This window comes from Pseudomonas sp. NFX15, from assembly GCF_049132105.1.
Classification (GTDB): domain Bacteria; phylum Pseudomonadota; class Gammaproteobacteria; order Pseudomonadales; family Pseudomonadaceae; genus Aquipseudomonas.
Genome location: NZ_JAFMPV010000008.1, coordinates 154,222 through 172,885, shown reverse-complemented (window position 1 = coordinate 172,885; position 18,664 = coordinate 154,222). Strand labels below are relative to the sequence as shown.

The window sequence follows — 18,664 nt, the reverse complement described above, 5'->3', positions numbered from 1 at the left end:
CAGTCGACGCAATACCTTGGCGGTGCTGCGCCTCGAAGTGACTGCCGAATACACCTGCGGGGACTCAAGTGTCCTGCCTACATAGCGGGGTCTTGGAAGACGCCACCTGTGTTGCAGGTTTCGGCGGTCTGTCTTCGTAATACTCCAAAACGTGTGACAGAAAAAAGCACTTTGACGTTTTTTTGAAGTTTATTTTTCAGAGTGACCAATAACACTTGGCGGACCGCCATCACCCGTTTACAGTCGGAAGTCAACCTGCAACGAATCCCCCTCAAAAATTGCCAAAAACCCAATGTTTACGGGGTTTGGCCGTTTTCAGCGAAACGCGTCCTGACACTCCTCCCAGCCGATTCCGACCGGCGCCGTTTGCGTGACTAACCATGGCAACGACGTTTTCACCGCATCCTGCTTCACATTGAAATTGATCACGCCGTGCCGCCACAGCAGCATCAGGGTCAGCACCCGTTGCGCACTCTGCTCGCCCTTGAGTTTGCCGGCGCCATCCTGGGCGTCGATGTCCCATAACGCCACCTGCAACCCCTGGACCTTGAAGAAGCTTTCGGCGTCAGCCCGACGCTGGCCATCGGGCGGGCGGAACAGCGGCACGTAGTTTTCCGGCAGTTTGCTTTTCACCAGGTCAGCGCTGCGGCGCACCGAGTCTTGCCAGTCCTGCCAGTGGCTGTGGGAGCGAAACTCCCAGCCTTGCACACCGATGCACTGGGCCGAATACGTCGCTTGCAGCTGACTCACCGAATGTTCGGCCAATCGGGCCTGAATGTCCTTGCCGAGGACAAAGAACGTGCCGTCGAGGTTCGACTTGCGCAGGTACTCGCTGACCCACGCGGTGTTGTCCGGTGCGGCGTTGGCGGCGCTGTCGAAGCTCAGCAGGAACAGCCGGTCATGCATCTCGTCGCCGGTGCGCTCATAGTCGCCAAAACGATCGACTTCACTGCTGGCCTGCGGGAACAGCGCGGCCTTGCGCAACTGCTCGTCCAGGTACTGGGTATGAAACACCCGGCTCGGCTCGGCCCACTTGATGTAGTAGCTGTCGGCGCTGACCTGGAACTTGGCGGCTTCCTCGCGCAGGGTCGGCATGTCTTCGACCAGGAAACAGAAGGAGGCATCCTGGTCGCAGCTCTGCTGGGCGAAGTTGTAGTTGTCCAGCAGGCGTTGCCACAGGTGCTGGCGAACCCGGTTGACCGACTCCAGATTGATCGTGCGCAGGCCCAGGCGCTGGGCCAGGGCCGGTTCGTCGAGCGACTCGCTGGCCAGCAGGACGCTTGAAAACATGAGGATCTCGGCCCGCGACGCCACGTCGAACAGCGTTGGGTTGGTGAGCTTTTCCGGCCAGGTGCTGCGATCAAGCGTCGCTACATCGCCCGGCGCCGCGATGGCAACGGCGCTCAACAGCCAGATCGAGATGAGAAAAACGATACGCAATGGGATGTCTCCATAACAAAACCCGCGCGGCACTATAGCTGATCCAGACACACCTCCTGCAGCAACACAGCCCCTTGTAGGAGCGAGCCTGCTCGCGATGGAGTGTCAGGCACCGCTGTGTCGACTGACACACCATCGCGAGCAGGCTCGCTCCTACAGAGGCCACCGCTGATCACCTATGACCCTGATAGCTGGAGTCAACGCCGACAACCCCCTAGAATCGCCGCCACGATTAAAGGAGACGACTTCATGCTGATGGTGATTTCACCCGCCAAGACCCTCGACTTTGAAACACCGCCGGCGACCCAGCGCTTTACCCAGCCGCAGTACCTCGACCATTCCCAGGAATTGATCCTGCAACTGCGTGAGCTGTCTGCGGCGCAGATCAGCGAACTGATGCACGTTTCCGACAAGATCGGCGGTCTCAACGCCGCGCGTTTCGGCAGCTGGACCCCTGCGTTCACCCCGGAAAACGCCAAGCAGGCGCTGCTCGCTTTCAAGGGCGATGTGTACACCGGCATGAATGCGCAAACCCTCAGCGAAGCCGATTTCGACTACGCGCAACAACACCTGCGCATGCTCTCGGGCCTGTACGGCCTGCTGCGTCCGCTGGACCTGATGCAGCCCTATCGCCTGGAAATGGGCACCAAACTGGCCAACGCCCGGGGCAAGGATCTGTATGCCTTCTGGGGTACGCGCATCAGCGAATGGCTGAATGAAGCCCTGGCCGATCAAGGCGACGACGTGCTGCTCAACCTGGCGTCCAACGAGTATTTCTCGGCGGTCAAGCGCAGCGCCCTTAACGCACGCATCATCAATACCGAGTTCAAGGACCTGAAGAACGGCCAGTACAAGATCATCAGTTTCTACGCGAAAAAGGCCCGCGGCCTGATGAGCCGTTTCGTCATTGAAGAACGCATCAACGAGCCCGCCGACCTCAAGCAATTCGACGTGCAAGGTTATCGCTACAGCGTCGAGCAGTCGAAACCGGACAACCTGGTATTCCTGCGCGATCACACCTCAGAGTGACGCATCCAAACGGTGCACGAGCCCTCGTGCACCGACCATAGACCCACTTCAGACTTTCCCGCCTTTTCGTCACTTTCATGACGCCAAAAATACATCGCCCCGTTTTCTAACTTTAGTTTCACTCGACTTCGATCATTTTTTTCAGTAGTGGCACTGAAAAAAATTCTCGGTAGTGGCAAAAAACTATCCCTTCCAATTATCCGCCTATATATAAAGGGCGAAACGGCAAGTGCTATCAATATGAGAGCAGTGCCATCTTTCTCAATATTTCAAGAAATTTCAGATTTCGCGATGGGCGGGCCGGAACTTCGTCAAAACGCGCCGCTCATACCACCGGTAACGATTCTCGCCGAGTCTGTACGAGATAACTTACGCAGATAAGCGATTCATGTAGCGAAGTTGTAATACTAACTTGCGCTAACTAATCGCTGATTTGGACGACACCCAAGGGACAGGAGATAACGCGCCATGACTATCCCCTACAAGGCCAAGGCAGCGCCCCTATAAACGTGCTCGCCTGAGCACCCAACCGCTTGACCCACGGGCTTTCGGCCTGACGTCAAGCGTGCAAGACCTTTGCACCGGCATCCCTTGAAAAGTGTATCGGCTGCATAACAGGGCAAATCATAATAACAAGGCCTAGTTGCGCACACCTTGAGTGCATTTATTTAGACACTCGTACCTTATATGCCAGCACACGGCATTGTTGCGCCTGTAAGACGCACTTGCGAGTGCACTAACACCGCTGAACACCATTAACTCCGGCCATCTAATGGCTTGAATACAAGCTTGATATCAGAGAGGTAATTGCGATGCGCATCAGCATTTTTGGTTTGGGTTACGTTGGCGCAGTCTGTGCCGGTTGCCTGTCTGCACGGGGCCATGACGTCGTAGGCGTCGATGTAGCCAAAGACAAGATCGATATGATCAATGCAGGTCGTTCGCCGATTGTTGAACCCGGCCTGGGCGAGCTCTTGGCCCAAGGCATCCAGACCGGTCGTCTGCGTGGCACCACCAACTTCGCCGAGGCGATTCGCGACACCGACCTGTCGATGATCTGCGTCGGTACGCCGAGCAAGAAAAACGGCGACCTGGAACTGAACTACATCGAGGCCGTGTGCCGCGAAATCGGTTTTGTCCTGCGTGACAAGACCACCCGTCACACCATCGTCGTGCGCAGCACCGTGCTGCCGGGCACCGTGGCCAACGTGGTCATCCCGATCCTCGAAGACTGTTCCGGCAAGAAGGCCGGTGTCGATTTCGGCGTGGCCGTGAACCCTGAGTTCCTGCGCGAAAGCACCGCCATCGCCGACTACGACCTGCCGCCCATGACCGTCATCGGCGAATTCGACAAAGCCTCGGGCGATGTCCTGCAATCACTGTACGAAGAGCTCGACGCACCGATCATCCGCAAGGACATCGCCGTGGCCGAAATGATCAAGTACACCTGCAACGTGTGGCACGCCACCAAGGTCACCTTCGCCAACGAAATCGGCAACATCGCCAAGGCCGTCGGCGTCGATGGTCGCGAAGTGATGGACGTGGTCTGCCAGGACAAGACGCTCAACCTGTCCCAGTACTACATGCGCCCGGGCTTCGCCTTCGGCGGTTCGTGCCTGCCAAAGGACGTGCGTGCCCTGACCTACCGCGCCAGTTCCCTGGACGTCGAAGCGCCGTTGCTCAACTCGCTGATGCGCAGCAACGAATCCCAGGTGCAGAACGCCTTCGACATCGTCGAAAGCCACGACAAGCGCAAAGTCGCCCTGCTCGGCTTGAGCTTCAAGGCCGGCACCGACGACCTGCGCGAAAGCCCGCTGGTGGACCTGGCAGAAATGCTGATCGGCAAGGGCTATGACCTGAGCATCTACGACAGCAACGTCGAGTACGCCCGCGTTCATGGTGCCAACAAGGACTACATCGAGTCGAAGATCCCGCACGTCTCGTCCTTGCTCAATGCCGACTTCGACGCGGTGATCAACAACTCCGACGTGATCATCCTCGGCAACCGTGACGAGAAATTCCGCGCCCTGGTGAAGGACGTTCCGCACGGCAAGCAGGTGATCGACCTGGTGGGCTTCATGTCCAAGGCCACCAACGCAACGGCCCGCACCGAAGGCATCTGCTGGTAATCGGCGGGGTGTGAGCGCTTTGCGCTCTTCGCCGGCAAGCCGGCTCCTACGCAAACCTGTGGGAGCTGGCTTGCCAGCGAAGGCGTCCCCCCAGACGCCACAACCCTCGGCATTTACGCCTGCCTTAACCCCATCGGGCCACCCCACAGGCTCGCCCGAGATCGAGACGGATGCAGATTATGCACAGGCTAAAGCACGGCCTACTCCAGGCCGCCGGTTGGCTGTTCTACTTGAGTTTACTGATGGGCCTCGCCATGGCGTTGCCCGTGTCCACGTTCGACGCCGAGTCGAAGGACTTCATTTTCCTGATTGGCGCCGTGGGTATCTGGCGCTACTCGATGGGTGCAACGCACTTTGTGCGCGGCATGATTTTTCTGTACATCGTCTACCCGCACCTGCGCCGTAAAGTGCGCAAGCTGGGCAAGGCGGCCGACCCGTCCCACGTGTTCCTGATGGTCACCAGTTTCCGCATCGACGCCCTGACCACCGCGCAGGTGTACAGCTCGGTGATCCGCGAAGCCATCGACTGCGGCCTGCCGACCACCGTGGTCTGCTCCATCGTCGAAATGTCCGATGAGCTGCTGGTCAAAAGCCTGTGGAACCGCATGAATCCGCCCTCCCGGGTCAAGCTCGACTTCGTGCGCATTCCCGGCACCGGCAAGCGCGATGGCCTGGCCTACGGCTTCCGCGCCATCTCCCGGCACCTGCCGGATGACCGCGCCGTGGTGGCCGTGATCGATGGCGACACCGTGCTCGCCGAAGGCGTGGTGCTCAAGACCGTGCCGTGGTTCCAACTGTTCGGCAACGTCGGCGGCCTGACCACCAACGAATTCTGCGAAGTGCGCGGCGGCTACATCATGAGCGAATGGCACAAGCTGCGTTTCGCCCAGCGCCACATCAACATGTGCTCGATGGCCCTGTCCAAGCGCGTGCTGACCATGACCGGTCGTATGTCGGTGTTTCGCGCCAGTGTCGTGACCAACCCGGACTTCATCGCCGACGTCGAAAGCGACTCGCTGCAACACTGGCGCCTGGGCCGCTTCAAGTTCCTCACCGGTGACGACAAGTCGAGCTGGTTCAGCCTGATGCGCCTGGGCTACGACACCTTCTACGTGCCCGATGCGGCGATCCATACCGTGGAGCACCCGCCGGAAAAGAGCTTCATCAAGGCCAGTCGCAAACTGATGTTCCGCTGGTACGGCAACAACCTGCGCCAGAACTCCCGCGCCCTGGGCCTGGGGATCAAACGCCTCGGTGCATTCACCTCGGTGGTGCTGTTCGACCAGCGCGTGTCGATGTGGACATCCTTGCTCGGCCTGACCGTCGCGATGATCGCCAGCTTCAAATACGGCACCGCGTTCATCCTGGTGTACCTGCTGTGGATCGGCATTACCCGCCTGATCCTGACCGTGCTGCTGTCCTGCTCCGGACACCGGATCGGCCCGGCCTACCCTGCGATTCTCTATTACAACCAGATCGTCGGTGCGCTGGTGAAGATCTACGTGTTTTTCCGCCTCGACCAACAGTCCTGGACTCGCCAGCCCACTTCCCTGACCCGTGATCTCGCCAGCTTTCAACGTTGGTTCAACACCTGGTCGTCTCGGACCATGACCTTCTCTGCCGGCAGCATTTTTGTCGCCGTGCTGCTGTTGATGGTCTGACCGCCCCTTTTTTGAATTAACCAGGAAACCGCCCCTATGAATACCGCCGTCAACGCCAACGTAGTGCATGAATCCGAAGCCCAGCGCCAACACGCCCGTGTGAAAATACCGGCCAAGCTGCGTTTCTTCGGCCCCGACCGGACGCCAGTCGAAGCCCGGGTGATCGACCTGTCCGCCGGTGGCCTGGCGTTCAACGCCGGTCAATTGCCGCTGAAGATGGGCGACGTGTACAAGGCTCGCCTGCAATTCGTCATCGACAACCTTGGCCTGGCCATGGACGTCGAGTTGCAGATCCGCTCGTTCGATCGCCAGACCGGTCGCGCCGGTTGCCAGTTCCAGAACCTCGAGCCGCAAGACATCTCGACCCTGCGTCACCTGATCACCTCGCACCTGGCCGGCGACATCGTCAGCATGGGTGAAGTGCTGGCGACCCTGCAGCGCGACAACTTCACCAAGGCGCGCAAGGTCAAGGACGGTGGCCATGGCATGACCGCATTCGGTCGCCTGAAAGCCGTGACCTTCAGCCTCGGGATTTTCGTGGTTGGCTTGGCCGCGTTCGGTTTTGTTTTCAAATCGGTGTACGGCATGTACTTCGTCAGCCATGCCCAGGCCGGTCTGGTCAGCGTGCCGGGCGTGAACATCACCATGCCCCGCGACGGCACTGTGCAGAGCCTGGTGAAAGCCGACGGCATCGCCGCCAAAGGCGCTCCGCTGGCGACCTTCAGCACCAGCATGCTCGACGTGCTCAAGGGCCATCTGGACGAAGACCAATTGCAACCGGCCAAGGTTGAAGAACTGTTCGGCAAACAGATGACCGGCACCCTGACCTCGCCATGCGATTGCATCGTGGGCCAGCAGATGGTCGCCAACGGTCAGTACGCCAGCAAGGGCGACGTGATCTTCCAACTGGTCCCGCGGGGCAGCGAAGCCAACGTTGAAGCACGCTTCTCCTATCGCCAGTTCGGCGACGTGCGCCCAGGTACTTCGGTGCGCTTCCAGATCGCCGGCGAAGACCAGACCCGCACCGGCAAGATCGTCAGCAGCACCAGCCTGAAAAGCGCCGACCTGTCTTCCGACATCCGCGTGCTGATCCAGCCCGACGAAACCCTGGACAGCTCCCTCGCCGGCCGCCCGGTGGAAGTCAACAGCGACCGTGGCCCGAACCTGAACTGGCTGATCGACAAAGCCATGGCTGCCGGTCTTTAAGTCGAGGACATGCCTGTGACCATTATCAGTCTGTTGAAAACGCCGCGAATCCTGTGGGAGCGGGCTTGCCCGCGATGGGATCACTGCGGTGTTTCTGACGAACCGCGTCAAGCGAATCGCTGGCAAGCCAGCTCCTACAGAGGGCATGTGGTGTGTTCGCTGGCCTTGGCAATCAGTCTGGCCGGTTGCGCCGGCCTGCCCGACCAGCGCCTGGCCAACGAAGCGCTCAAACGTGGCGACACCGCCACCGCTGCGCAGAACTATCGGCAATTGGCCGACCTGGGCTACAGCGAAGCGCAAGTCGGTCTGGCCGACATCCAGGTCGACAGCCGCGACCCGGCGCAGATGAAACAGGCCGAGGCGACCTATCGCGCCGCGGCCGATGTTTCGCCGCGTGCCCAGGCACGCCTCGGGCGCTTGCTGGTGGCCAAGCCCGGTTCTACCGAGGCCGAGCAGCACGAAGCCGAAACCCTGCTGAAAAAAGCCGCGGCCAATGGCGAAGGCAACACGCTGATTCCGCTGGCCATGCTGTACCTGCAATACCCGCACAGCTTTCCCAACGTGAATGCCCAGCAGCAGATCAGCCAATGGCGCGCCGAGAACAAACCGGAGGCCGGCCTGGCGCAGGTGCTGCTCTACCGCACCCAGGGCACCTACGATCAGCACCTGGATGACGTGGAAAAGATCTGCAAGGCTGCGCTCAATGCCAACGACATTTGCTACGTCGAACTGGCCACGGTCTATCAGAAACAAGCCAAGCCGGAGCAACAGGCCGCGCTGATCAAGCAGCTGCAAGCGGCCCACGCTCGCGGCACGGTGTCCGCGCAACGCGTCGACAGTGTCGCCCGCGTACTGGCCGATGCCACTCTGGGCAAGACCGACGAGAAAACCGCGCAGTCGCTGCTCGAACCGATCGCACCGGGCTACCCGGCGTCGTGGGTCACCCTCGCCCAGTTGCTCTACGACTTCCCCGAACTGGGCGACGTCGACCAGATGATGAAGTACCTGGACAACGGCCGCGCCGCCGACCAACCGCGCGCCGAATTGTTGCTGGGCAAGCTCTATTACGAAGGCAAATTGGTGCCGGCCGATGCCAAGGTCGCCGAAGAACATTTCCAGAAAGCCGTCGGCCGCGAAGTCGCCGCCGATTACTACCTCGGCCAGATCTATCGCCGTGGCTACCTGGGCAAGGTCTATCCACAGAAAGCCCTCGACCACCTGCTGACCGCTGCACGCAACGGCCAGAACAGCGCCGACTTCGCCATCGCCCAGTTGTTCTCCCAAGGCAAGGGCACCCGGCCTGATCCGCTCAACGCCTATGTGTTCAGCCAATTGGCCCTGGCCCAGAACACCCCGCAGGCCACCGAGCTTGCACAAACCATTCAAACGCAATTGCCGCCTGACCGGCTGGCCGAGGCCCAACGCCTGTTGAAACAGGAACAGGCCGTACGCGGCACCTTGAGCCAGAACACGCCGGAACTGAACGCCCTGCAAGAAGAAGACGGCGAGGAAACCCTATGAAGTTGAATCCATTCGTCAAGGCCGGTATTGGCCTGACTTTCGCGCTCATCTGGTCGTGCCCGACACTGGCGGCGATCACCGAAACCAAGAACTTCGGTCTGGAAGTGAAGATCACCGGTCAGTCCGAAGACGACCGCGACCTCGGCACCGCCCCCGGTGGCGACGTCAACGGCGTGGGCCTCGACCTGCGTCCGTGGATCTACGGTGAAAGTGGTGCCTGGAGCGCCTACGCCATGGGTCAGGCGGTGACGTCTACCGACATTATCGAGACCGACACCCTGCAACAATCCGATGGCGCCGAGAACACCGACAACAACGACCGCCAGACCAAGAAAAACTACCTGGCCATGCGCGAGTTCTGGGTCGGCTACAGCGGCTTCACGCCCTACCCCGGCGAGATCCTCAAGCTCGGTCGCCAGCGCCTGCGCAATGACGACGGCCAATGGCGCGACACCAACATCGAAGCCCTGAACTGGACCTTCGACACCACCCTGTTGCGCGCCAACGCGGGTATCGCCGAACGCTTCAGCGAGTACCGCACCGACCTCAAGGAACTGTCGCCCAAGGACAAGGATCGCCTGCACGCCTACGCCGATGCCGCCTACCAGTGGACACCGGGCCAGTGGGTCGGCATTCGCGGCCACCACACCCACGACAACGGCAAGCTCGACTACCCCGAACCAGGTGTGGCGAGCGATTCGCTGGACAAGAAACAGAACGGTGATATCAGCTGGATCGGCCTGACCGCCGACAGCGACGCCTACAACTGGCGCAACACCAACACGGTCAATTACTGGGGCAGCATCACTGGCATGCGCGGCGATACCGACACGGTCAACCCGCTGAATGCCGATGGCACGCGTCCGACCGAAGCCAAGCGCGGCGATGACCTCAACGGCTGGGCCACCGATGTTGGTGTGCGCCTGCGCCTCGATCCGCAATGGCAAGTCGGCGCCGCGTATGCCCGCGCCAGTGCCGAGTACGAACAGAACGGACTGGAAAGCAACCGCTCGAACTTCACCGGCACCCGCTCGCGTGTGCACCGTTTCGGCGAAGCGTTCCGTGGCGAAATGAACAACCTGCAAACCGCCACCCTGTTCGGTTCGTGGATGCTCAACGACGAATACGACGCCAGCCTGATCTACCACAAATTCTGGCGAGTCGACGGCAACAAGCCGGTCGGCAGCAACGGCATCAACGCCGTCGAGAACAACACCGACGACGTCACCGGCGCAATCCTCTCCAGCACCTCCCTGCCCCTGAACGATGGCGAGAAAGACATGGGTCAGGAGATGGACCTGGTGGTGACCAAGTACTTCAAGCAAGGCCTGTTGCCGGCGGCGTTGAGCCAGTCGATCGACGAGCCTTCGGCCCTGGTGCGTTTTCGTGGCGGTGTGTTCAAGCCGGGCGATGCCTATGGCAAGCAAGTCGATTCGTACATGCACCGCGCGTTCATCGACGTGATCTGGCGCTTCTGATGCAAACCGCGAAGGGAGTGCCCGACATGAACAATTCCAAGCGTGGTTCGCTGACCGTGCTGGCCGGCGCGATGTTGCTGGCAAGCTCGGTCGCCTTCGCAACTGTGGAGCCCGCAGCGCCTGCCAAACCGCCGCGCCCGGCAACCATGGCCAAGGAGCTGCAGCAGGCCAAGACCTACACCGTCAGCAGCGCACCGACCGCGCCACTGGAACTGGCCACGCCGAAACTGCCGGACATCTCCGGCTACACCGCGCAGGCCATCGCGGCGAAGATCGTGCGCACCAAACCGGGCAAGATCAGCCTGCGCCGGATGATGCAGGAAGACGCCCTGAAGGATTTCATCGGCGGCGACAACAAGATGGCCGAATGGGTGGTGCGCCAGCACGGCATCCCCCAGGCGATCTTCCTCGACGACGGCTACATGAACCTCAAGGACCTGGCGAAGAAAGTCCCCAAGCAGTACTTCAGCGAAACTTCGCCGGGTGTGTTCCTGGCGCGGTTGCCGATCGTGGTCGGTCGTCACGGCATCCTCGAAATCGACAAGCAGACCCAGGAACTGCGCCTGTCCCAGGAGGGCGGTTCGTTCCTGGTCAACGACGGCCAGTTGTTCGTGCGTGACACCAAGATCACCGGCTGGCGCGAGAAGGACAATGGCCCGGCGACGTTCAATTCGCCGAAGGAATTCCGTCCGTTCCTGCTGTCCTGGGGTGGCACCGAGACCTACATCGCCAACAGCAAGATCGCCAGTTTCGGCTACGCCAATAGTAAGTCCTACGGCGTAAGTATTTCCCAGTACACGCCGAACATGGCCAAGGTGCTCAAGCGTCCCGAGCCGACCGGCTGGATCGTCGGTTCCGAGTTCTCGGACATGTGGTACGGCTTCTATTGCTATGAAACCCGCGACTTCGTGGTCAAGGGCAACACCTACAAAGACAACATCGTCTACGGCATCGACCCGCACGACCGTTCCCACGGGCTGATCATTGCCGACAACACCGTGCACGGGACCAAGAAGAAGCACGGGATCATCATTTCCCGTGAGGTCAACGACAGCTTCATCTTCAACAACCGCAGCTACGACAACCACCTCTCGGGGCTGGTGATCGACCGTAACAGCGTGAACAACCTGATCGCCCACAACGAGATCTACCAGAACCACACCGACGGCATCACCCTCTACGAGAGCGCCGACAACCTGCTGTGGGGCAACCGCGTGCTGAGCAACCGTCGCCACGGCATCCGCATTCGTAACAGCGTGAACATTCGCCTGTACGAAAACGTCGCCATGGCCAACGGCCTGACCGGCGTCTACGGCCACATCAAGGACCTGAGCAACACCGACCGCAACATCAAGCTCGACCCGTTTGATGCCCAGGTGTCGCTGATCGTGGTCGGCGGTGAACTGGCGGCCAATGGCAGCGGGCCGTTGTCCATCGACTCGCCGCTGAGCGTCGAGTTGTACCGCGTGTCGATGCTCGCGCCGACCAAATCCAGTGGCATCAGCTTCACCGGGATCCTTGGCGATCGCCAGGATGAAATTCTCGACCTGCTGGTGCGCCAGCAGAAAGCCGTGCTGATCGACCCTGTCGAACGCCAGACCGAAATGCAGGACTGAGGATAATTTTATGCACCCACACTTGATCAAATTACTCAGCCTGTCGGCCCTGACCGCCGGCATCCTCGCGGCCAGCGGCGGTGTTCGCGCCGACGAAGTCAAAGCGCCAAGCTTCACCGCAGAGCCATGCTGCAACCTGTGCCCGGCCGCCCACGACGCGAAGAACTACACCACCCGCTACCAGCAGAACTTCACCACGCTGGTGCAGGCCCAGGGCGATTGGTTGTTCCGTACGCAGGAAGATTTGCGCACCGAATTCGACACCACGCCCGCCGGCTACAAGCGCATGAAGCAACTGCACGATGCGTTCAAGAGCAAAGGCGTGGAACTGGTTGTCGTGTACCAACCAACCCGAGGCCTGGTGAACCGCAACAAGCTCAACCCGGCGGAGAAGGCCAGCTTCGATTTCGACAAGGCACTGAAGAACTACAAGACCATGCTCGGCCGTTTCGCGCAGATGGGCTACGTGGTGCCGGACCTGTCGCCGCTGACCAACGAGTCGTTGCCCGACACCCTGCCCGCCCACGATTTCTACTTCCGCGGCGACCAGCACTGGACCCCGTACGGCGCCCAGCGCACAGCGAAAATCGTCGCCGAGAAGGTCAAGCAATTGCCTGAATTCGCCGACATTCCCAAGCGCGAATTCGAGACCCACAAGTCCGGTCGCATGGGCAAGACCGGAACATTGCACAACATGGCCGGTCAACTCTGTGGCACCAGCTACGCGATCCAGTACATGGATCAATTCACCACCGAGCCCAAAGGCGAGGCTGGCGATGGCGACTTGTTCGGCGATTCCGGCAACCCGCAAATCACCCTCGTCGGTACGTCCCACAGCGGCAAGAACTACAACTTCGCCGGTTTCCTCGAAGAGGCCATCGGCGCCGACATCCTCAACGTGGCGTTCCCCGGCGGCGGCCTGGAAGGTTCGATGTTGCAGTACCTGGGCAGCGAAGAATTCCAGAAGAAACCACCGAAGATCCTCATCTGGGAATTCTCGCCGCTGTACCGCCTCGACCAGGAAACCATCTACCGCCAGATGATGGCGTTGCTGGACAACGGTTGCGAAGGCAAGGACGCGCAAATGTCTGCCAGTTCCACACTCAAGCCCGGCAAAAACGAACTGCTGGTCAACAGCAAGAACATGGACCTGCAAAACAGCAGCCACCAGGTCGACATCCGCTTCGCCGACACCTCGGTGAAAACCTTGCACGCCACCCTCTGGTACATGAACGGGCGCCACGAGGACATCAAGATCGAAAAACCGGAAACCTCCGAGACTGACGGGCGTTTCGCTTTCGAGTTGCGCACCGACGAAGACTGGGCCTCGCAAAACCTGCTGGCCGTTGAAGTCCAGGGCCCGGAACAGCCGGGTGCCGCACCGCAGAAAGTCGAAGCGAAAATCTGCAAACGCAACGTATTCCCGAGTGCCGAGCAGCGTACTGCTTCGGTGGGGCAATGAGGTCTGCCATGCGAAATCCGAAACTGTCCCAACTGTTGGCACCGACACTGCTGGGCCTGGCGATGTTCGCCGGGGCCACGCAAGCAGCGGCGCCACTGCGTCCACCCCAGGGCTATTTTGCGCCTGTGGATAAATTCAAGAGCGGCGACACCAGCGAAGGCTGCGATGCGATGCCGGCGCCGTATACCGGCTCGTTGCAATTTCGCAGCAAGTACGAAGGCTCGGACAAGGCCCGCGCGACCCTGAACGTGCAGTCGGAAAAAGCCTTCCGCGACAGCACCGCCGACATCACCAAGATCGAGCGCGGCACCAGCAAGCGCGTGATGCAGTTCATGCGCGACGGTCGCCCGGAACAACTGGAATGCACGTTGAACTGGTTGACGGCGTGGGCCCAGGCCGACGCGCTGATGTCCAAGGACTTCAACCACACCGGCAAGTCGATGCGCAAATGGGCCTTGGGCAGCATGGCGTCGGCGTACATCCGCCTGAAGTTTTCTGACTCCCATCCGCTGGCCACCCATCAGCAGCAAGCGCAGTTGATCGAAGCCTGGTTCAGCAAGATGGCCGATCAGGTGGTCAGCGACTGGGACAACCTGCCGCTGGACAAGACCAACAACCACTCGTACTGGGCGGCCTGGTCGGTGATGGCCACGTCCATCGCTACCAACCGTCGCGACCTGTTTGATTGGGCCGTGAAGGAATACAAGGTCGGCGCCAACCAGGTCGACGCCGACGGCTATTTGCCCAACGAACTCAAGCGTCAGCAACGGGCCTTGGCCTACCACAACTACGCCCTGCCACCGCTGGCGATGATCGCCAGTTTCGCCCAGGTCAACGGCGTGGACCTGCGCCAGGAAAACAATGGTGCACTCAAGCGCTTGGGTGATCGCGTGTTGTCCGGGGTGAAAGACCCGGATGAATTCGAGAAGAAGAACGGCAAGGAACAGGACATGACCGACCTGAAGGAGGACATGAAATTCGCCTGGCTCGAACCGTTCTGCACGCTCTACACCTGCGCGCCCGATGTACTGGAGAAGAAGCACAAGATGCAACCGTTCAAGACCTTCCGCCTGGGCGGTGACCTGACCAAGGTCTACGACCCGGCCAATGAAAAGGGCAGCAAGGGGTCTTAGCAGCGAACGATGCAATGCGGTGCACCAAAACCCTACCGGTGAAAGGTATGGCGCGATGTACCTGACACACCGCAACCCTGTAGGAGCCGGCTTGCCGGCGAATGGCACACCGCGGTGTACCTGACACACCGCAACCCTGTAGGAGCCGGCTTGCCGGCGAATGGCACACCGCGGTGTACCTGACACACCGCCTTCGCTGGCAAGCCAGCTCCTACAGGGTTTGTGGTGGTTTTGAATGCAAGACATCTCCCGGGTTTTTCATGGGGGGTTTGGGGGGGCCGTTGGCCCTGGATTAGAGCTGTAGGAGCCGGCTTGCCGGCGAATGGCTTGACACGGCGTCTCTGACACACCGCCTTCGCTGGCAAGCCAGCTCCTACACATCAAACAAGGAGAGATCGGGATGGTTTTTTCGTCCAACGTGTTCCTGTTTTTGTTCTTGCCGATCTTTCTCGGCTTGTACTACCTGAGCGGGCAACGCTATCGCAATCTGCTGCTGCTGATTGCCAGCTACGTGTTCTACGCCTGGTGGCGCGTGGACTTCCTCGCGCTGTTCGCCGGCGTCACGCTGTGGAACTACTGGATCGGCCTGAAAGTCGGTGCCGCCGGGGTGAAAACCAAACCGGCACAGCGCTGGCTGCTGCTCGGCGTGGCGGTCGACCTGTGCATCCTCGGCTATTTCAAGTACGCCAACTTCGGCGTCGACAGCGTCAACGCGATGATGACCTCGGTCGGCCTTGAGCCGTTCATCCTGACCCACGTGTTGCTGCCGATCGGGATCTCGTTCTACATCTTCGAGTCCATCAGCTACATCATCGACGTCTACCGTGGCGACACCCCGGCGACCCGCAACCTGATCGACTTCGCGGCGTTCGTGGCGATCTTCCCGCACCTGATCGCCGGCCCCGTGTTGCGCTTCCGTGACCTGGCCGACCAGTTCAACAACCGCACCCACACCCTCGATAAATTCTCCGAGGGCTGCACCCGGTTCATGCAGGGTTTCATCAAGAAAGTCTTTATCGCCGACACCCTGGCGGTGGTCGCCGACCATTGCTTCGCCCTGCAAAACCCGACGACGGGCGACGCCTGGCTTGGTGCGCTGGCCTACACCGCGCAACTGTATTTCGACTTCTCCGGTTACAGCGACATGGCCATCGGCCTGGGCTTGATGATGGGTTTTCGTTTCATGGAAAACTTCAAGCAGCCGTACATCAGCCAGTCGATCACCGAGTTCTGGCGTCGCTGGCACATCAGCCTGTCGACCTGGTTGCGGGACTACCTGTACATCACCCTCGGCGGCAACCGCAAAGGCACGCTGATGACCTATCGCAATCTGTTCCTGACCATGCTGCTCGGTGGCCTGTGGCACGGCGCGAACATCACGTACATCGTCTGGGGCGCGTGGCACGGCATGTGGCTGGCGATTGAAAAAGCGCTGGGCCTGAACACTTCGCCACGCAGCATCAACCCGATCCGCTGGGCGATGACCTTCCTGCTGGTGGTGATGGGCTGGGTAATCTTCCGCGCAGAAAACCTGCACGTCGCCGGCCGCATGTACGGTGCGATGTTCAGCTTCGGTGACTGGTCGCTGTCGGAACTCAACCAGGCCAACCTCACCGGCCTGCAAGTGGCGACCCTGATCGTGGCGTACGTGACCCTGGCCTTCTTCGGTATCCGCGACTTCTACACCAACCAGCCACCGGTCAAGACCAAGCCTGCGGTGAACGTCGATGCCGACGGCCCGGCCGCTGCCACACCGGGAACCATCAAGGCCGTGCCTGGGGATAACCCATCGAGCATCCACCAGCCTGGCTACACCGCAGGCGTCGACGCCCAGGTACAACCGGCCTACTGGACCGCTGACTGGTCGCGCTACGTGATGCGTGCACTGGTGCTGCTGCTGTTCATCGCCTCGATTCTCAAACTCTCGGCGCAAAGCTTCTCGCCGTTCCTTTACTTCCAGTTCTGAGGGATCTGACCATGACCCGCTCATTACGCATCGTCTACATCGCGTTGTTCCTGGTGACCCTGCTGGTGCTCGGTCTTTGGTCGGTGCGCAGCTTCTTCGGCTTCAGCACCAACGCCGACGCGACGGTGCTCAACGGTCGCTGGACCAAGGCCGTGGAAACGCACTACGACGACGAGTTCCCGATCAAGCGCCTGGGCACCAACCTTTGGGCCGCGCTGGATTTCAAACTGTTCAACGAAGGCCGTCCGGGCGTGGTGCTCGGTCGCGACCAGTGGTTGTACAGCGATGAAGAATTCCACCCGGTGGTCAACGAAGAGCTGAACCTGCAAGGCAACTACGCGCTGGTCGAAGGCGTGCGCCAGACCTTGAAAGCCAAAGGCGTGCAACTGGTGATGGCAGTGGTGCCGGCCAAAGTACGGCTGTACCCGGAGCATCTCGCTGAGGTGAAACCGGCGAGCATCCACGCCAACCTCTACCAGGACTTCCACCAGCGCCTGGCCGCCGACCGGATTCCGGCGCCCGACCTGCTCGGCCCGCTGCAACAGGCCAAGCAGGACGGCCAGCAAGTGTTCCTGCGCACCGATACCCACTGGACCCCGCAAGGTGCCGAGATCGCCGCTAACCGCTTGGCCAAGACCATTGCCGACAAATTCCCGCTGAGCGGCGAACCGCAAAACTTCGTCACCGAGCCTGCGGGGAACGTCACGCACAAGGGCGACCTGCGCCTGTTCCTGCCGCTGGACCCGCTGTTCGAAAACCTGATGCCCGCGCAGGAGCCCCTGCAAAAGCGCAACACCGTGGCAGCAGACGAACAGCCGGCCGGCGACGACGCGCTGTTCGCTAACACCGAAGTGCCGGTGGCCCTGATTGGCACCAGCTACAGCGCCAACCCCAACTGGAACTTCGTCGGTGCACTGAAACAAGCGCTGCACAGCGACGTGGTCAATTACGCCGAAGACGGCCACGGCCCGATCCTGCCGATGCTCAGCTACCTCAAGAGCGATGCTTTCAAGAACAGCCCGCCACAGGTGCTGATCTGGGAGTTTCCTGAACGTTATCTGCCTGTGAACAACGAAATCGGCGACGCCGACCCGCAGTGGGTCGCAGAGCTTAAACAAGCCGGCGCCCGCCAACAAAACGTAGCCGCAAACACTAAATCCGAGACGCCCGACCGGGCGCAAAACTGAAAGAGAGGTACACCATGACTTTCACTACTACGTATCAAAGTCTCGCCAAGACCTTTGCCCTGGTTGCCGGCCTCAGCGTGCTGTCGATGCAAGCCTTCGCCGGTGGCGACGCCGCCCTGTACGGCCCGACCGCACCGAAAGGCTCGACCTTCGTGCGCATCTACAATGCCAGCAACAGCGAAGTCAGCGCCACCGTCGGCAGCACCAACCTGAGCGATGTCGCGCCGCTGTCGAGCAGTGACTTCAGCTTCATGCCGGGCGGCGACTACAGCGCCAAGGTCGGCAGCCAGTCCCTGCCAGTGAAACTGGCCGGCGACCACTATTACACGCTGGTCAACAACGCCAGCGGTGCACCGCAATTGATCGAAGAGCCGCCGTTCAAGAACAAGCAGAAGTCCTTGGTGCGCGTGCAGAACCTCAGCGACAAATCGCTGACCCTGAAGACCGCCGACGGCAAGACCGATGTGGTGCCAAACGTGGCCGCCAAGGGCCGTGGCGAACGTGAAATCAATCCGGTGAAAGTCAGCCTGGCGCTGTATGACGGCGCCACCAAAGTCGGCGACGTGAAACCGGTCGCCCTGGAACGCGGTGAAGCCGCGGTGCTGTACGTCACCGGCAGCGGCAACAGCCTGTCGCCGGTCTGGGTGAAACGCCCGGTATCGACGCGCTAATCAATTTTCCGAAGGTTGACCGCCCCCTGTAGGAGCTGGCTTGCCTGCGAAGGCGCCCTCAAGGCCCCCTTCGCCGGCAAGCCGGCTCCTACAAAAAGCACAGCGCCAGCCATTCGGGCACGAAACAAAAACAAGAGTGAAACGACACAACGTTCGTAGCTCTAA

13 protein-coding genes are annotated in these 18,664 nt (G+C 60.5%); 12 read left to right on the top strand and 1 reads right to left on the bottom strand.

The features are described 5' to 3' along the window. Positions 1 to 315: 315 nt before the first annotated feature. Complete coding sequence (locus J1D76_RS11705; RefSeq protein WP_421138470.1) at positions 316 to 1,440, bottom strand: polysaccharide deacetylase family protein; 1,125 nt, start codon at positions 1,438 to 1,440, stop codon at positions 316 to 318. A gap of 249 nt (positions 1,441 to 1,689) precedes the next feature. Between J1D76_RS11705 and yaaA the strand changes: the two genes are divergently transcribed. The 12 genes from yaaA to J1D76_RS11645 all read left to right on the top strand — a co-directional run bounded on the left by yaaA (position 1,690) and on the right by J1D76_RS11645 (position 18,499). After that, positions 1,690 to 2,469 carry a peroxide stress protein YaaA gene (yaaA, locus tag J1D76_RS11700; RefSeq protein WP_421138469.1) on the top strand — a complete coding sequence of 260 codons (780 nt, stop codon included), beginning with the start codon at positions 1,690 to 1,692 and terminating at the stop codon, positions 2,467 to 2,469. Between the two features lie 812 nt (positions 2,470 to 3,281). Continuing rightward, positions 3,282 to 4,598 (top strand): nucleotide sugar dehydrogenase, encoded by a 1,317-nt coding sequence (locus tag J1D76_RS11695; protein ID WP_421138468.1) that lies wholly within the window; start codon positions 3,282 to 3,284, stop codon positions 4,596 to 4,598. 179 nt (positions 4,599 to 4,777) lie between these two features. Continuing rightward, positions 4,778 to 6,259 (top strand): mannuronan synthase, encoded by a 1,482-nt coding sequence (alg8, locus tag J1D76_RS11690; protein ID WP_421138467.1) that lies wholly within the window; start codon positions 4,778 to 4,780, stop codon positions 6,257 to 6,259. A 36-nt stretch (positions 6,260 to 6,295) separates the two neighbouring features. Then, positions 6,296 to 7,465 (top strand): PilZ domain-containing protein, encoded by a 1,170-nt coding sequence (locus J1D76_RS11685; protein WP_421138466.1) that lies wholly within the window; start codon positions 6,296 to 6,298, stop codon positions 7,463 to 7,465. A 15-nt stretch (positions 7,466 to 7,480) separates the two neighbouring features. Further along, a complete protein-coding gene (algK, locus tag J1D76_RS11680) occupies positions 7,481 to 8,986 on the top strand; it encodes an alginate biosynthesis TPR repeat lipoprotein AlgK (protein ID WP_421138465.1) in 1,506 nt (501 codons plus the stop codon). After that, positions 8,983 to 10,464: an alginate export family protein gene (locus tag J1D76_RS11675; protein ID WP_421138464.1), complete on the top strand. Its 1,482-nt coding sequence runs from the start codon at positions 8,983 to 8,985 to the stop codon at positions 10,462 to 10,464. The genes algK and J1D76_RS11675 overlap by 4 nt, the downstream gene beginning before the upstream one ends. A gap of 26 nt (positions 10,465 to 10,490) precedes the next feature. Next, positions 10,491 to 12,080 carry a mannuronan 5-epimerase AlgG gene (algG, locus tag J1D76_RS11670; RefSeq protein ID WP_421138463.1) on the top strand — a complete coding sequence of 530 codons (1,590 nt, stop codon included), beginning with the start codon at positions 10,491 to 10,493 and terminating at the stop codon, positions 12,078 to 12,080. 10 nt (positions 12,081 to 12,090) lie between these two features. Further along, entirely contained in the window at positions 12,091 to 13,542 is a 1,452-nt protein-coding gene (locus J1D76_RS11665) for an alginate O-acetyltransferase (protein ID WP_421138462.1), read from the top strand. An 8-nt stretch (positions 13,543 to 13,550) separates the two neighbouring features. Then, positions 13,551 to 14,675: a mannuronate-specific alginate lyase gene (locus J1D76_RS11660; RefSeq protein ID WP_421138461.1), complete on the top strand. Its 1,125-nt coding sequence runs from the start codon at positions 13,551 to 13,553 to the stop codon at positions 14,673 to 14,675. A gap of 400 nt (positions 14,676 to 15,075) precedes the next feature. Further along, on the top strand, positions 15,076 to 16,641 hold the full coding sequence (locus J1D76_RS11655; RefSeq protein WP_421138460.1) for an MBOAT family O-acyltransferase: 1,566 nt from the start codon (positions 15,076 to 15,078) through the stop codon (positions 16,639 to 16,641). A gap of 11 nt (positions 16,642 to 16,652) precedes the next feature. Next, a complete protein-coding gene (locus tag J1D76_RS11650) occupies positions 16,653 to 17,828 on the top strand; it encodes an alginate O-acetyltransferase (RefSeq protein WP_421138459.1) in 1,176 nt (391 codons plus the stop codon). A gap of 14 nt (positions 17,829 to 17,842) precedes the next feature. Further along, positions 17,843 to 18,499 (top strand): alginate O-acetyltransferase AlgF, encoded by a 657-nt coding sequence (locus tag J1D76_RS11645; protein WP_421138458.1) that lies wholly within the window; start codon positions 17,843 to 17,845, stop codon positions 18,497 to 18,499. Positions 18,500 to 18,664 lie beyond the last annotated feature (165 nt).

Coding starts and splice junctions, on each gene's coding strand:
- yaaA (WP_421138469.1), top strand. CDS start 1,690: ATGCTGATGGTGATTTCACCCGCCAAGACCCTCGACTTTGAAACACCG.
- J1D76_RS11695 (WP_421138468.1), top strand. CDS start 3,282: ATGCGCATCAGCATTTTTGGTTTGGGTTACGTTGGCGCAGTCTGTGCC.
- alg8 (WP_421138467.1), top strand. CDS start 4,778: ATGCACAGGCTAAAGCACGGCCTACTCCAGGCCGCCGGTTGGCTGTTC.
- J1D76_RS11685 (WP_421138466.1), top strand. CDS start 6,296: ATGAATACCGCCGTCAACGCCAACGTAGTGCATGAATCCGAAGCCCAG.
- J1D76_RS11675 (WP_421138464.1), top strand. CDS start 8,983: ATGAAGTTGAATCCATTCGTCAAGGCCGGTATTGGCCTGACTTTCGCG.
- algG (WP_421138463.1), top strand. CDS start 10,491: ATGAACAATTCCAAGCGTGGTTCGCTGACCGTGCTGGCCGGCGCGATG.
- J1D76_RS11665 (WP_421138462.1), top strand. CDS start 12,091: ATGCACCCACACTTGATCAAATTACTCAGCCTGTCGGCCCTGACCGCC.
- J1D76_RS11660 (WP_421138461.1), top strand. CDS start 13,551: ATGCGAAATCCGAAACTGTCCCAACTGTTGGCACCGACACTGCTGGGC.
- J1D76_RS11655 (WP_421138460.1), top strand. CDS start 15,076: ATGGTTTTTTCGTCCAACGTGTTCCTGTTTTTGTTCTTGCCGATCTTT.
- J1D76_RS11650 (WP_421138459.1), top strand. CDS start 16,653: ATGACCCGCTCATTACGCATCGTCTACATCGCGTTGTTCCTGGTGACC.
- J1D76_RS11645 (WP_421138458.1), top strand. CDS start 17,843: ATGACTTTCACTACTACGTATCAAAGTCTCGCCAAGACCTTTGCCCTG.